Below are 13,925 nucleotides of genomic sequence, written 5' to 3' on the forward strand. Positions count from 1 at the left end.
ATGGTTCAGGCACTTTCTGAAATATGTACTATACTCATCTGGCTCAAACAACAAACAAAGGGAATATATCATGTACAAAAAAATACTATGGACAATTGCTTTGGTCAGCTCGCTGCTCTTCAGTCAAAACATATTAGCTAATCATTGGGGCTGTGGTGAGGGCATGCAGAAAATCATGGCGGGTCTTAACCTTGATGATGCTCAAAAAGCCAAACTGAAACCCATTATGGATCAGCTTAAATCAGGCATGATGACCATGGGTACTCAAATGGATGCGCTGGATAAACAAATCGATGCTCAGGTTAATTCAGACAAAATGGATGCCAATGCCTTGAATGGTCTGGTTGATCAAAAAGCCAAACTGATCGCTGATGCCATGAAGGCGAAACTGATGGCGAAAAACCAGATTATGGCCATCCTCACTCCAGAACAAAAAGCGACTATGCAAAGTAAAATGCAGGCAATGAAAGATAAAATAGCCGCTCATTTCAAAAGCTGTCAGGATCAGGACTAATCAGCCGTTATGATTAAATCCTGGGACAGGGTGGACGTTGCCGTAGGTTGGGCCTTGGCCCAACAATTAGCCTGAGTGCCCATTCCATGTTGGGCCAAGGCCCAACCTACGGCATATCAGGATTTTTGACGCTCCAGCCTTTGCCAGGGCACTAATCCAAACCTCATCTGACACCGGAAAAAGAAAGGGTCAACGATTCTTCCAACTGCCGGGATGGGAAAAAATACTCTATTGCCTCTTTCAGGTTGCTGTTTAAAACATAAGGAAGCTCATGCTCCTGTGCTTCACGTTCATCAATTGACACCCATTGCCCGTTACGCAGCGCCATACAGGGATTTTGCATTCGTTCGCTGCTGATTTCACTGGTCGCCCAGCTAAAAAACCTGTTTAACCTTACATCCACCTGACTGAAAAACTCGATGCTCTGAGCCTTCTGCCGGAGGAGTTGCATTTTAATCCAGTCAAGAATGGCTTTTCTCAGCGGTGTATTATCGATTTCACCCACTAATTTTCGTGTGGTCAGCAGACAACGGCCGGCGAACCGGGCAAGCATGAGCCGCATATTTTTTTCATCGTAGCTATGGCCCTGAACATCAAACGCATCAGATGCTCCCTCTACGCCTCTGGTTAAGGTCAGTTTGGGCCGAATCATCAGGCTAAGGCAGGCGTCCAGAGCCCAGCCAGGCGCTTCGAAGCGTTCGGCTTTAACGAGCAGCGACTCCTCATTTGCGCTATAGGATTGTGGCACGAACTGGCACATATTATTTACGATCAGATTATCGTTCGGTTCAGGTTCAGCTTCAGGTTCAGTTGCATGCTGACTGGCCAGGCAGCATGCCAGGGTGATGCCTCCAGCTAAAACGATGTAAGGTATAACGAAGTACCCCATGAAAACGGTTGCGTAAATACACTTAATGAACGCTTGTCCCACGGCACCGGAGGAACAGTGCATGCACAGAGAAAGCATTGACTCTATAAGATGCTGATAATACTCGATAAAAACATTCAGAATATCGATGTCGTTCATTGATTGAATACCATTCTGGTTGTGGTAGTACTGTTTCCGTGTTTATAACGACTTCCCAGCCTGATTGCAATGCCTTTTGTTTCGATCCGATTCATCCGCTTCGCCGGTAATCTGCTCCAAATCACGCTTCTGAGACGACCTGCTCTCTCTCATTTCAAAAAACTCATCAGGAATCAAAAGGTTACCCTGCGAGTCAAGAATGCGTTTATCAAGCATCTGAATGGCTAAACATGGTTTTTTCAGATGACGGACAATATGATAAAACAAACTGAAATTCGCGGCGACGGACCTGCTTAGCCAGTCTCTTACTATCTCTGCCCCTTCCTCATCCCCGGCAGCTATACCCGCCAGCCCGGGTGAGCGTTCAGAGAAAAATGCAGCCTGACTGGAGCCTGGTGTGGTATCAGAAAGGTATCCAGACTTGTGGATCAAAACGATCATCGGCAGTGTCCGTAGCCGTTCCGCTGAGCAGACCCGCCAGGCGACCCAACAGCCTGAAATGAGGCTCAAATGCATCACCCAGCCCAGACACAACCCTGTTCCAGTATTCATCATCACAGCAGACTGTATTTTTTTTCCCGAAGCCATTCAGCGTCATTTCGAAAGCGATTGCTTCCAGTTTGACTTTTTTTGTATCATCAATCCGCTGTGCGGCCAGCTCTTCCTCAATCGCCCGCAGGCAGGCGTTCAAGGCGGAAATACCGCGCATGTGCTGATACATGTCAATCGTATCACTGGCTCCTTTTTTAGACAGCTCACGCAGCGCACCTTCAATGCCCTGCGTTTTTTCCGGCTCAGCTTCATCCTCGGTACTGAGTGATTCTATAGTCATTAATCGCTCCATCAGCTATCTATATGTTAAATTATAGCACAAAAGGGGGCGTTAATTACCAGGAATTTATCTGATTTGCGGTCTACACTGAAAGGATGAATCTAATCGAGGAGGAAAATATGAGTACGAATCGACAGTCGATTTACGACTTACTGGCCATGCCGGCCAGTGACAGTTTTCTCAAGGTGTTGCATCGATACATTGATAAGGTAAATCCAAGTTCCGGGCAAAACTACTGGACGCGCCCAACCCGCGAAGACATCATGCTGCATTTTTGTCTGGTAAATACAGAAGAAAAACACCGCGATTACTATGAACACTGGCGACGCGGCGAGCTGGATCAATATTTCCGGGATCACCCGGTTCCCAAATCCTGGGCGATGGGTGTGGGTCAGGTTCTGTCCTGGGTGCGGGCCAAAACGATGGAACAGGAAATGCTGCGCGCAGCGGGCCTGTCTTTCGTGCCCGATGATGATGAAGTGGCCGACAAACCAGCGCCAGTCCACTTTCACACCAAAACCCGGTTTATGCCGCTGGATCGACGACCACCCACACGGCGCATGCGGGAAAAAGAGGAAACCGTCACAACCGCGCACGGGCTGTGACAATCCCAGAACAACGGGCTGATTCATAAACGGACTCCCGCCCCCGGAACCGTGACCGTGAGGGAGCGGAAAAGTCAGAATGGATCGCGGCCTGCGCAGACTCAGTTCGCGGGCCTTGCAGCAGATAAAATCTCAAGTACGTTGGCTACGGTTTTTCTGCTGTCTTTTTTTACCAGAGTATTGCGGCGCCCAAACAGTTTATCTGAAACAGCACAGGGCATACGTTCAGACAGCTCCTGACTGCAGGGGAGGAAAAAATACTGCCTGTCCTGACTCATCACGTCGATATGGTACTTAACGAGCAAGGCACCAAAAGGAGTGTTGCTGTTCTTGACTTCGTTAATCAAGGCCTGCGGCAGCTCATTAAAATATATTCTGATAAAAGCCAGTTCCACGATCATATGCTCGTTTTTTTTGCGCGCCAGCTCCGGCTGATTTCTTGCTTTGTTACGATCCATATACATAAGAATGACCCGGGACCAGGTATTATCGGCCGGGTTCAGTCTGGAATACAAAACCTCTATCAGAGCCTTGCGCTGATAATACGCTTCCAGTGCCTGCGTCATCAGGGGCCGGGTCAGGAGTACATCGTAAGGCAAAGGCAGTCGCTCTTCGCTTACCGGTGTACCGAGCGTGTTTACCTCAACAGACAGAGTCTGCGGCCAATCCGCCGCAACAGCAGCTCCTGACAGAATCAAAAACAATAAACACATACGGATCATGATGCGCTCCTGTTGAGAGCATAATACGCCTTGACCTCGTCAACAACCCGCTGTATGTCCTGTCGATTGACGTCGAGATGCGTCACCAGACGCAGCCTGTTCTGGCTGTTGGCCTGTTTGGGGAACGCGATGCCACGCTGTAACAAATGCTGGTATAACCCGGCGTAATTGTCTGGCTGGCTGATAAACAATATATTCGTCTGCAAAGCCCGTTGATCGACTTCGAATGCATCAATCCCGGCCAGTCCGGAAGCAAGTATGGCGGCGTTATCGTGATCATCCTGCAAACGTGCCACTTGATGTTCAAGCGCATAGGCTCCAGCAGCTGCCAGCAGACCTGCCTGACGCATGCCGCCGCCCAGAACCTTGCGCCAGCGTCTTGCTTTCTGTATCAGCTCCTTACTGCCACATAACAATGACCCCACCGGCGCACCCAGGCCTTTGGAAAGACAAATGGATATGGAGTCCACATACTGACTGATGCTGCGTAAATCTACCTTAAGCTTCACAGCCGCGTTAAAAACACGAGCACCATCCAGATGACAGGCAAGCCCCTTCTCACGACAGAATTTCTGCATATCCCGCAGATATGACAGGGGAAGTACACGCCCCTGGGTGGTGTTTTCCAGACAAAGCAGTCGGCTGCGGGCAAAATGATCATCGATGGGCTTGATGACCTGGGCTACCTTATCCAGGGCCAGGGTTCCATCCTCCTCAAAATCGAGAGGCTGAGGCTGGATACTGCCTAACACAGCCGCCCCACCGCCCTCCCAGCGATAGGTATGAGCCATTTGACCGACAATGTATTCGTCTCCGCGCTCACAATGCGCCATGATGCCCATTAGATTCGACTGAGTACCACTGGGAGCAAAAACTGCGGCTTCCATGCCAGCAAGTTCCGCTGTCATGGCCTCCAGATGATTCACACTGGGATCCTCCCCCGCCACATCATCCCCAAGCCTGGCATTGATCATGGCATGATACATGCCGCTACTGGGTCTGGTTACTGTGTCACTGCGCAGATCTATTGTTTTCATTCTCGTACTCTCAGCATGTCAGCAAACGACTATCACCAGGCATCAAACCATCAAGGGACCAGTCAGCAATACGATGCCTGACGAGGCGCAGGGTAGGAAATCCAATGGCAGCCGTCATTTTTCGTACCTGATGGTTTTTACCCTCGTTCAGGACAATTTCCAGCCAGGACGTAGGAATTGATTTGCGAAAACGCACGGGCGGCGTTCGTGGCCATAAATCCGGTTCGTCAATCAGTCGCACCCGGGCCGGCAGGTACTGGATGGCACCCAGCCGTAAGCCCGCCCGTAACGGCAGCAGATCGTCTTCTTTCGGTACGCCCTCTACCTGAACCCAATAGTATTTCTCCTTGCCAAAGTCCGGATGGCTCAGGCGCTGCTGCAGGCGTCCGTCGTCTGTCAGCAGCAGGAGCCCTTCGCTGTTTTTATCGAGGCGCCCCGCCGCGTAAAAACCAGGCTTTTTGATATAGTCGGCCAGAGTCGATTCGTGCTGCTCACCAGTAAACTGACTGACAACGCCAAACGGTTTGTTAAAAAGCAAAATAGCCGGCATGAATAAATCCTGCATATAATTAAAAAAGACGACAAGTATCATGAAAATCCTCTTCTCTTACAAGCTGCTTGGGAATCCGACTTTCGCCATGCTATGATATTCTTCTTTATCAAAATCGGGGATTACGATGACTTTCGAAAAAATTAAAAAGCCCTCGCACGGACAGGCCATTACAGTTGCATCTGACTTATCACTTAACGTACCGGATTTTCCGATTATACCTTTTATCGAAGGCGACGGTATTGGTGTTGACGTAACTCCGCCCATGATTAAAGTTGTGGATGCCGCCGTAGCCAAAGCCTATGGCGACAGCAGAAAAATTGCCTGGATGGAAATATACGCGGGCGAAAAAGCCACGCAGGTGTATGGTCAGGGCCAATGGCTGCCCAAGGAGACGCTGCAGGCGATGAGAGACTTCGTGGTTTCCATCAAAGGCCCACTGACTACGCCGGTAGGCGGAGGCATCCGCTCACTGAACGTTGCGATTCGTCAGGAACTGGATCTGTACACCTGCCAGAGACCAATCCGCTACTTCACTGGCACGCCCAGCCCGCTGAAAGAGCCCTGGAAAACGAACATGGTCATCTTCCGCGAAAACTCCGAAGACATTTACGCCGGTATTGAATGGCAGGCCGATTCTCCAGAAGCGAAAAAAATCATTGATTTCCTGCGTCACGATATGGATGTAACCAAAATCCGCTTCCCTGAACACTGTGGTATTGGCATCAAGCCGGTTTCCAAAGAAGGCACCACGCGTCTTATTAAAGCGGCCATCCAATACGCGATTGACAATAACCGCGACTCGGTCACCCTGGTGCACAAGGGTAACATCATGAAATTTACCGAAGGCGCTTTCAAAGACTGGGGCTATCAGACCGCCCGGGAGCATTTCGGTGCCGAACTTTACGATGGCGGCCCGTGGATGCAGCTGAAAAATCCAAAAACCGGCAAAATGATTATCATCAAGGACATGATTGCTGATGCCTTCCTGCAGCAGATTCTGCTCCGCCCGGAAGATTACAGCGTCATCGCCACCCTGAACCTGAACGGCGACTACATTTCTGACGCGCTGGCCGCACAGGTTGGCGGTATTGGTATCGCGCCTGGCGCCAATCTGAGCGACAGGATAGCCGTGTTTGAAGCGACACATGGCACAGCACCCAAATACGCCGGTCAAAACAAAGTCAACCCAGGCTCGCTGATTTTATCAGCTGAAATGATGCTGAGGCACATGGGCTGGACAGAGGCTGCTGATCTGATTATCAAGTCCATGTCGGCTGCCATTGAAGCAAAAACCGTGACCTATGATTTTGAACGCATGATGGAAGGCGCTACCTGCGTCAGCAGTTCTGGGTTCGCCGATGCCATGATCCAGCACATGTAAAAAGGCCGTTAATGGAGGGTGACAACACTCTCCATATGAAACTTATCCAGGCATGATGGTTTCCATTACGACAGCGATGGATTTTTTCATGAATAAAATCATTTTTTACTGGCCAAATCTTTGTTGTAAGTCTATAAAATTAGTAAAGGACATATGAAAATGAGTGGCCGGTTTTTAGAAGAGTACGTAACGGATAAAACAGCGGTGGCAAAGACACAGCCTGCTGTCGACGTACCGAAAAAATACAAAGTTGTTATGTTGAATGATGACTATACACCCATGGACTTTGTGGTGGATGTGCTGAAACGTTTTTTTGCTTTGAGTGAAGAGTTGGCTACACAGGTTATGTTGCAGGTTCATGTTGTTGGTCGAGGAATCTGCGGTGTATACACAAAGGACGTGGCAGAAACGAAGATTGCTCAGGTCAATGACTATTCCAGATGTCATGAGCATGCGTTGTTATGTACAACCGAACCGGAGTAATTGCAGGTGGGTGAAGAGGAGCAGCGATAATGTTAAACAAAGAACTTGAATTCACCTTAAATCTTGCCTTTAAGGAAGCCAAAGAGAAACGTCATGAATTTATGACTGTTGAGCACTTGCTGCTGTCTTTGCTCGATAATCCGGCAGCAGGAAATGTTCTTCAGGCATGTGATGCCAACGTGGACTCCTTGCGCAGGGATCTGATTGAGTTCATTGATGAAACCACACCACGCATTCCTGATGGTGTACTGGACCGCGAAACGCAACCCACGCTGGGCTTTCAACGTGTCTTGCAGCGTGCTGTATTTCACGTGCAGTCTGCTGGAAAAACCGAGGTAACCGGTGCAAACGTGCTGGCAGCGATTTTCAGCGAACAGGAAAGTCAGGCCGTTTACTTTTTACGCCGCGAGAATATCACTCGTCTTGATGTGATCAACTATATTTCGCATGGCGTATCCAAGTACCATAACAACGACAACAACGACAACATGAATTCGCCCATGGACGAAGACACCATGTCAGGTGAAGGCAATGAGTCGCCGCTGGAAAGTTACTGCACAAATCTAAACAAACGGGCAAAACTTGGGAAGATAGATCCCCTGATTGGCCGACACGAAGAAATTCAACGTACGGTTCAGGTCCTCTGCCGTCGCCGTAAAAACAACCCGCTGCTCGTCGGTGAAGCCGGCGTGGGCAAAACCGCCATTGCTGAAGGTCTGGCCAAGCGCATCGTAGATGGCGAGGTCCCGGACGCCATCCGCAGCTGCGTGGTGTACTCACTGGACTTAGGCGCCCTGCTCGCTGGCACAAAATACCGTGGTGACTTTGAAAAACGCCTGAAAGCCGTGCTGAAGCAACTGGGACAGCAGGAAGGCGCGGTGCTGTTTATTGACGAAATTCATACCATTATCGGGGCGGGAGCAGCGTCTGGTGGCGTAATGGACGCCTCAAACCTGATAAAACCTCTGCTGGCCAATGGTGAGTTGAAATGCATCGGCTCCACAACCTATCAGGAATACCGTGGCATCTTTGAAAAAGACCGGGCTCTGGCTCGCCGTTTTCAAAAAATTGATATTTCCGAGCCTTCGATTGACGAAACCTTTGAAATCCTTAAAGGCCTGCGCAGCAAACTGGAAGAGCATCATGGGGTTAAATTCTCCATCGCGGCTCTTCGTGCAGCAGCGGAGCTGTCAGCCAAGTATATTAACGATCGCTTCCTGCCTGATAAGGCCATCGACGTGGTGGACGAAGCCGGAGCGTATCAGAATCTGTTGACGGCCAACAAGCGACGTAAAATCATCAGCGTCAGCGAAATTGAGAACGTGGTGGCTAAGATTGCCCGTATTCCACTCAAGAAAGTCTCAGCCCGTGACAAGGATACCCTGCGTAACCTGGAGCGCGATCTGAAACTGCTGGTGTATGGACAGGACACCGCCATTACGGCCCTGTCATCGGCCATCAAACTGGCTCGCTCCGGTCTGCGTGAATCACAGAAACCGGTGGGCTGCTTCCTCTTTGCCGGCCCGACGGGCGTGGGTAAAACAGAGGTTACACGTCAATTGGCCAATGTTCTGGGTATCGAGCTCTTGCGCTTTGACATGTCAGAATACATGGAAAAACACACGGTTTCCCGTTTGATTGGCGCGCCTCCAGGCTATGTAGGCTACGATCAGGGCGGTCTGTTGACCGAAGCCGTGACCAAGAGCCCTCATTCGGTTCTGTTACTGGACGAAATTGAGAAAGCGCACCCTGACGTGTTCAACCTGCTGCTGCAAATCATGGACCATGGCACGCTGACAGATACCAATGGCCGTCAGGCTGACTTCCGCCATGTGATTCTGGTCATGACCAGCAACGCCGGAGCTAACGAAATCACCCGTAATTCGATTGGTTTCTCGCTTCAGGACAACAGCACTGATGGACTGGAAGTGATCAAACGCCAGTTCAGCCCCGAGTTCCGCAACCGGCTGGATGCTATCATCAACTTTGCGTCACTGGATAACGAGACTATTGGTCTGGTGGTAGATAAATTCATTATGGAGCTGGAAGAACAGCTTGCTACCAAAGGCGTTACGTTCAAAGTAGAACAGGCTGCCCGTGACTGGCTCATCGAACATGGATACGATCGCGCAATGGATGCCCGCCCCATGGCAAGACTTATTCAGGAACACATCAAGAAACCACTGGCTGATGAGCTGTTGTTTGGCAAGCTGGCCAATGGTGGGCATGTGGTCATCAAGGAAAAAGACGGCAAGCTGCATTTCGACAGCCATGACTACCGTGAAGGTGTGTTTTAGGTTAAACACAGGCAATCCACGGTTCCGTGCCCCGGACGTGGATTGCTTCGTTTGATTCGCAATGACTGCGTTCACGGGTATAACTGCGGAAATCGCTGACTTAAGTTTTCTCCCGCCCTGGTTTACCCCCGCAGCTTAAGGTGATACAGCCCCCCTCTTACATTTATGCCACTCTCCGTATACAATACCTCGATTTTATTCACAACTCTGGCCGGCACATGCTCACCGTTATTATTATTACCAAAAACGAGGAAACCAACATCAGACGATGCCTTGCCTCTGTCAGCTGGGCTCAGGAAATCATCGTGCTTGATGCGGGCAGTCGCGATAACACCGTTGCCATCGCGCGGGAATTCACTGACAAAGTATTTACCAACGAAGACTGGCAGGGTTATGGCGTACAGAAACAGCGCGCGCTCAGCTGCGCTTCGGGCGACTGGGTACTGAATCTGGACGCGGATGAATCAGTAGACGATGAGTTGAAAAGCATGATTGAATCAACCATGCTGGCTGACGAGTGCGATGCCTGCCGCATCCCGATCTGCATGAATTTTTACGACGAACCCCTGCGCTACTCATCCAGCCCCTCACGACATATTCGCCTGTTCCGACGCGAAGGCGCGCGCTATAGCAATGATATTGTTCATGAAAAAATTATTCTGCCGCCCAACAGCCGCATCATACAGTTGTCCAGTCCGATCATGCATCACTCCTTTCGTGACGTCAGCCATGCCTTGTACAAAATGAATCGTTATTCTTCCTACAGTGCCAAAATCCGCATGAAAAAAAATCCAGCACCTGGCTTTGCCAGCGTTTTGCTCAACACAGGCTGGATGTTTTTCCGCTGTTTTATCCTGCAGCGAGGATTCCTGGATGGCAAAGCCGGCTTTTTGCTGGCTGTGTTTAACGCACAGGGAACCTTTTATCGTGGTATTAAACAGATTTACCCAGATGCGAGGATTGATAACCTGCCAGATACGAATGGTCGTAATGGATAAAACACCGATCTCTGTCAGCAATTTTTCAGCCCGCATTCTGATTCCAACACTCCTGGTGCTGACCATAGGCGTCGTTCCTATCAGTTCCACTGGAAAAGGGCTGTTTCTTCTCCTGGCGTCACTGGCGATTGTGCTCACCCCCAGCTATTGCCGATACCTGTGCTGGGTAGTCAAGCGAGACTGGGCCTGGGCTGCCTTGCTCATGTTTATTCTGTCGATCGTTGCCTGTCTGTGGAGTCCCGCCACGCCACATAACCAGTTTTTTGTGGTGGAAAAATATTGTAAGGTCATGTTCCTTTCCGTCATGGTGATAGGCTTTCATAAAGAACGGACCCGGCATTACGCTCTGCAGGCGTTTTTACTGGCCATGCTGCTCACCTGCTCGATATCCATTCTGAAAGATCTCGGCTTTCTCGATGCATTTAATATCGACCCTGATCGTGTGTTTCGAAACCATATCATGACAGGATTCATGGTTGCCTTTGCCGCCTACCTGTCGGCCTGGCTGGCATACAGGCAGACAAGAGGCGGACTGCGCGCCCTGTATATACTGCTTACCCTGGTTTATACCTATCACACGCTGTTCGTAAATCATGGGCGCACCGGGTATATCATTTATCTGTTACTGGCTCTGCTGCTGCTCACCCAGCTCTGCTCCTGGCGGCAGGCTCTGGCAGGCGCGGCTCTCGTGTCGCTTGTCTTTGGCTTGAGTTATTTTCAGATTCCGCAAATGCGTACGGGGCTGAGTTCCATCATCGAACAGGTTCATGCCTATCATCACAACGAAAAGGATTCATCCGTCGGTCTGCGCCTGCAGTTTCATGATTTTGCCCGAGACCTGTTTGTGAGACACCCTTTTGCCGGTAATGGCACAGCCAGTTTTCAGTATTATTTTCATATGGAAAATCCGGTTCCATCCTGGGGTCATGACCTGTGGGAGCCACACAGCCAATACTGGCTGATGGCGTCTGAGTTTGGCCTGCTGGGTATCGCGGCCATGGCCTTTTTTCTTATCAGTCTGTTTACAACCTCCCTGCGTTTGCAAACCATGCGTATTCCAGCGCTGGGGATGTTATTACCATTCACCATTGGCAACCTGTCTGATTCCCTACTATTCTATTCAGGGTCGGGTTATATTTTTATTATCTTTATGGGAATCTGCCTGGGCGAGCAGCTCGAAACCTGGGATTTTTCCAGCAAAAAATAAGGGATTATCATGAATCGATACCATTTGTCGCTACTGGTTTTACTGGCCTGCTCAAGCGCGCAGGCAGACACCCTGAACAGCGTGATTTTTTCAACGGACAGCGCTCACAAAAATCTGGGCCAGATTACGTTTCAGGACAGCGACAAAGGCCTGGTGATTACACCGGCTCTGACGGGGCTTCCGCCTGGCCCGCACGGTTTTCATATTCACCAGCAGGGTAATTGCGGGAACGCGGGCATGGATGCGGGTTCGCATTATGACCCAGCCAAAACAGACAGCCATCTTGGGCCTTTGGGTGCAGGGCACAAAGGAGATTTGCCCGTGCTGATTGTGGCCGCCGACGGCCATACCAGTGGCACGCTGCTGGCACCTCACCTGACCACCGCTGACGTGAAAGGCCTGGCGGTGATGATACACGCGGGCGGGGATAATTACAGCAACCAGCCCCCACTGGGAGGCGGCGGTGCGCGCATTGCCTGCGGTGTGGTTGAAAGCCGATAAAGCAGGCTCAGGCTATGGGAAAAACCTCGATTTATCCCCGGGCACAATCTGGTGTTCAGTTTTCTCACCAGACTGCTCCCTTCTTCCTGGTTAAGAAGGAAGTCTGTTTCGTGCCAGCTCGTCACCCTGATGTTCAATTTTCACACCGTACCGCTCCCTTCTCCCTGGTTAAGGGAGAAGGGCTGGGGATGAGGGTAAGCCCATCAAATGCTCGGAGCTACAGATCTGAAACCGCAGAGTAAACGTTACAGGCTCTGCCTCAAGTAAGGGTTTATCTGATTAAATAACCCTCATCCCCAACCCTTCTCCCTGAAAGGGAGAAGGGAGTTTGTTTCGTGACAGCTAATAACCCTGATGTTCGATTATTCAGTTTAGGCCATAACGTCGCGCTTATTTCAGACTCTTCAGCAGTGCCTGCACTTTCCTGAGACCCAGCTTACGCAGGGTCTCCATGTTGTGCTCTGGAATACTGTCCGTATCGCCGTAATAATCAATCGCCTTGTCCAGACTGTCTTCACGCAAGAGATGCAGCATGGGATATGGACTGCGGTTGGTGTAATTGGTAACATCCTCAGAATCCACGCCGGCAAAGCAGTATTGTGGATGAAAGGTGGCCAGCTGATACACGCCTTCGTAACCCAGCTCCTGCATCCGGTCTTCAGCATCCGCCACAAAATCGAGGTAATCGAAAAAATCACTGAGAAAGGATGGCATCACCAGCAGCATGGTTTCAATTTCGGCCTGCTCATCCAGTTGCTGAAAGGCGCGCATAAGAGCATCCTGTGCCGCGGCTGACTCGGTCTCGTGCATCACAACAATCTGCAGACTGCCCTGCTCCACCACCCGGCTGGCGAAAGGGCAAATGTTGTACTCCATCACAAAACTGCGTATCCAGTTCATGGTCTCTTGTTCTATCAATGCGTCGTTCATAAGCTATCCTTGATGGCTGATGCCAGCGGGGTAGGTTGAAAATCAGTTAATGCCTGTTGAAGGGCCTTAATCATCAATCGTTTAGAGCTTTGCATAAACTCGCGCTTCATGGGACTGGCTTCACGCAGAGCCTGAGCAAAGCTCTGCGTCGCTGCTGCTGGAAATCCCAGAGTCAGGGCGACCTGCTGCTGCAGGCTCCCCATCGGCATGGGCTGTCCATCGGCTACATTATAAACGCCCGCAGCTGAGAGGCGGGCCGCCACCTTCACCAGGTCGTGAACGTAGATATGATTGGTAAACGGCGCCTCATCAGGGTTAATCAGCGGCATTTGCTGCCTTGCGCCCTCTATCGGCAGACGATTAGGGCCATAAATTCCGGCTACCCGTAAAACCATCGTCTCAATACCATGCCGCTGGCCATAGGCCTGCCATTGAGACTCAGCATCCAGGCGACGGAACTGGCGATCCGTTTCGGGATGACAGGGGGTTTGCTCGTCTACCCATTGTCCATGCTGAGAGCCATACACAGCGCTGGATCCAAAATAGACCATGCGTGAGGGTTTGATGTTCGTATTCGCCAGAAACTGGCGCAGCAGCGTGTCTTCCCGACCCTCCTGAGGAGGAGGAATCAGGTAATACAGCACACAGCCTGGATAGTCCTCAGGCAGTGGTTTCAGTGCATCCTGTACCAGATGAGTAACGTCGGGCAGACGCAGCGATTCGTCCAGATGACGCGACAGCGTGATCACCGTTTGATGTTGCTGGCGCAGGTAGGCCGCCAGATGAAAGCCGCAATACCCGTAACCCATGATGACGTGATTCATAAGATTGTATTTAC

General features: G+C 50.5%; 16 protein-coding genes. 8 read left to right on the forward strand and 8 right to left on the reverse strand.

The genetic code is table 11. The features are described from left to right. Positions 1-70: 70 nt before the first annotated feature. A complete protein-coding gene (locus tag ACQUTA_RS07900) occupies positions 71-514 on the forward strand; it encodes a Spy/CpxP family protein refolding chaperone (protein WP_444987690.1) in 444 nt (147 codons plus the stop codon). Between the two features lie 163 nt (positions 515-677). Here the strand turns inward: ACQUTA_RS07900 and ACQUTA_RS07905 are convergent, their stop codons facing one another. From ACQUTA_RS07905 to ACQUTA_RS07915, 3 genes are read right to left on the reverse strand one after another with little or no spacing between them, the layout of a single operon-like run. Then, positions 678-1,541 carry a hypothetical protein gene (locus ACQUTA_RS07905; protein ID WP_444987691.1) on the reverse strand — a complete coding sequence of 288 codons (864 nt, stop codon included), beginning with the start codon at positions 1,539-1,541 and terminating at the stop codon, positions 678-680. A 42-nt stretch (positions 1,542-1,583) separates the two neighbouring features. Next, positions 1,584-1,982 (reverse strand): hypothetical protein, encoded by a 399-nt coding sequence (locus tag ACQUTA_RS07910; protein ID WP_444987692.1) that lies wholly within the window; start codon positions 1,980-1,982, stop codon positions 1,584-1,586. Then, positions 1,945-2,373: a hypothetical protein gene (locus tag ACQUTA_RS07915; protein ID WP_444987693.1), complete on the reverse strand. Its 429-nt coding sequence runs from the start codon at positions 2,371-2,373 to the stop codon at positions 1,945-1,947. The genes ACQUTA_RS07910 and ACQUTA_RS07915 overlap by 38 nt, the downstream gene beginning before the upstream one ends. Before the next feature lie 119 nt (positions 2,374-2,492). On the opposite strand from ACQUTA_RS07915, the gene ACQUTA_RS07920 reads away from it, so the two are divergent. Further along, positions 2,493-2,978 carry a hypothetical protein gene (locus ACQUTA_RS07920; RefSeq protein WP_444987694.1) on the forward strand — a complete coding sequence of 162 codons (486 nt, stop codon included), beginning with the start codon at positions 2,493-2,495 and terminating at the stop codon, positions 2,976-2,978. A gap of 101 nt (positions 2,979-3,079) precedes the next feature. Here the strand turns inward: ACQUTA_RS07920 and ACQUTA_RS07925 are convergent, their stop codons facing one another. The 3 genes from ACQUTA_RS07925 to ACQUTA_RS07935 are packed head-to-tail and all read right to left on the reverse strand — an operon-like array spanning position 3,080 to position 5,287. Next, on the reverse strand, positions 3,080-3,700 hold the full coding sequence (locus tag ACQUTA_RS07925) for a hypothetical protein (RefSeq protein ID WP_444987696.1): 621 nt from the start codon (positions 3,698-3,700) through the stop codon (positions 3,080-3,082). Continuing rightward, positions 3,697-4,737 carry a low-specificity L-threonine aldolase gene (gene ltaE, locus ACQUTA_RS07930; protein WP_444987697.1) on the reverse strand — a complete coding sequence of 347 codons (1,041 nt, stop codon included), beginning with the start codon at positions 4,735-4,737 and terminating at the stop codon, positions 3,697-3,699. Before ltaE ends, ACQUTA_RS07925 begins: the two co-directional genes overlap by 4 nt. Positions 4,738-4,747: 10 nt before the next feature. Then, the gene (locus ACQUTA_RS07935; RefSeq protein ID WP_444987761.1) at positions 4,748-5,287 is read right to left on the reverse strand and encodes a pseudouridine synthase; all 540 of its coding nucleotides are present in this window, start codon (positions 5,285-5,287) and stop codon (positions 4,748-4,750) included. Positions 5,288-5,414: 127 nt separating this feature from the next. Between ACQUTA_RS07935 and icd the strand changes: the two genes are divergently transcribed. The 6 genes from icd (at position 5,415) to ACQUTA_RS07965 (ending at position 12,157) form a co-directional block, all read left to right on the forward strand. Continuing rightward, positions 5,415-6,671, forward strand: a complete 1,257-nt coding sequence (gene icd, locus ACQUTA_RS07940) for an NADP-dependent isocitrate dehydrogenase (RefSeq protein WP_444987698.1) — start codon at positions 5,415-5,417, stop codon at positions 6,669-6,671. A 159-nt stretch (positions 6,672-6,830) separates the two neighbouring features. Beyond that, a complete protein-coding gene (gene clpS, locus ACQUTA_RS07945; RefSeq protein WP_444987699.1) occupies positions 6,831-7,154 on the forward strand; it encodes an ATP-dependent Clp protease adapter ClpS in 324 nt (107 codons plus the stop codon). 29 nt (positions 7,155-7,183) lie between these two features. Next, positions 7,184-9,451: an ATP-dependent Clp protease ATP-binding subunit ClpA gene (gene clpA, locus ACQUTA_RS07950; RefSeq protein ID WP_444987700.1), complete on the forward strand. Its 2,268-nt coding sequence runs from the start codon at positions 7,184-7,186 to the stop codon at positions 9,449-9,451. A 218-nt stretch (positions 9,452-9,669) separates the two neighbouring features. After that, entirely contained in the window at positions 9,670-10,449 is a 780-nt protein-coding gene (locus ACQUTA_RS07955) for a glycosyltransferase family 2 protein (RefSeq protein WP_444987701.1), read from the forward strand. Next, on the forward strand, positions 10,403-11,656 hold the full coding sequence (locus ACQUTA_RS07960) for an O-antigen ligase family protein (protein WP_444987702.1): 1,254 nt from the start codon (positions 10,403-10,405) through the stop codon (positions 11,654-11,656). Before ACQUTA_RS07955 ends, ACQUTA_RS07960 begins: the two co-directional genes overlap by 47 nt. 9 nt (positions 11,657-11,665) lie before the next feature. After that, on the forward strand, positions 11,666-12,157 hold the full coding sequence (locus ACQUTA_RS07965; RefSeq protein ID WP_444987703.1) for a superoxide dismutase family protein: 492 nt from the start codon (positions 11,666-11,668) through the stop codon (positions 12,155-12,157). 390 nt (positions 12,158-12,547) lie between these two features. Here ACQUTA_RS07965 and ACQUTA_RS07970 read toward each other — a convergent pair whose 3' ends face one another. Both ACQUTA_RS07970 and ACQUTA_RS07975 read right to left on the reverse strand, forming a co-directional pair. Further along, a complete protein-coding gene (locus ACQUTA_RS07970) occupies positions 12,548-13,087 on the reverse strand; it encodes a DUF1415 domain-containing protein (protein ID WP_444987704.1) in 540 nt (179 codons plus the stop codon). Further along, the gene (locus ACQUTA_RS07975; protein WP_444987705.1) at positions 13,084-13,911 is read right to left on the reverse strand and encodes an NAD-dependent epimerase/dehydratase family protein; all 828 of its coding nucleotides are present in this window, start codon (positions 13,909-13,911) and stop codon (positions 13,084-13,086) included. Before ACQUTA_RS07975 ends, ACQUTA_RS07970 begins: the two co-directional genes overlap by 4 nt. Positions 13,912-13,925 lie beyond the last annotated feature (14 nt).

Source organism: Legionella navarrensis, from assembly GCF_052527415.1.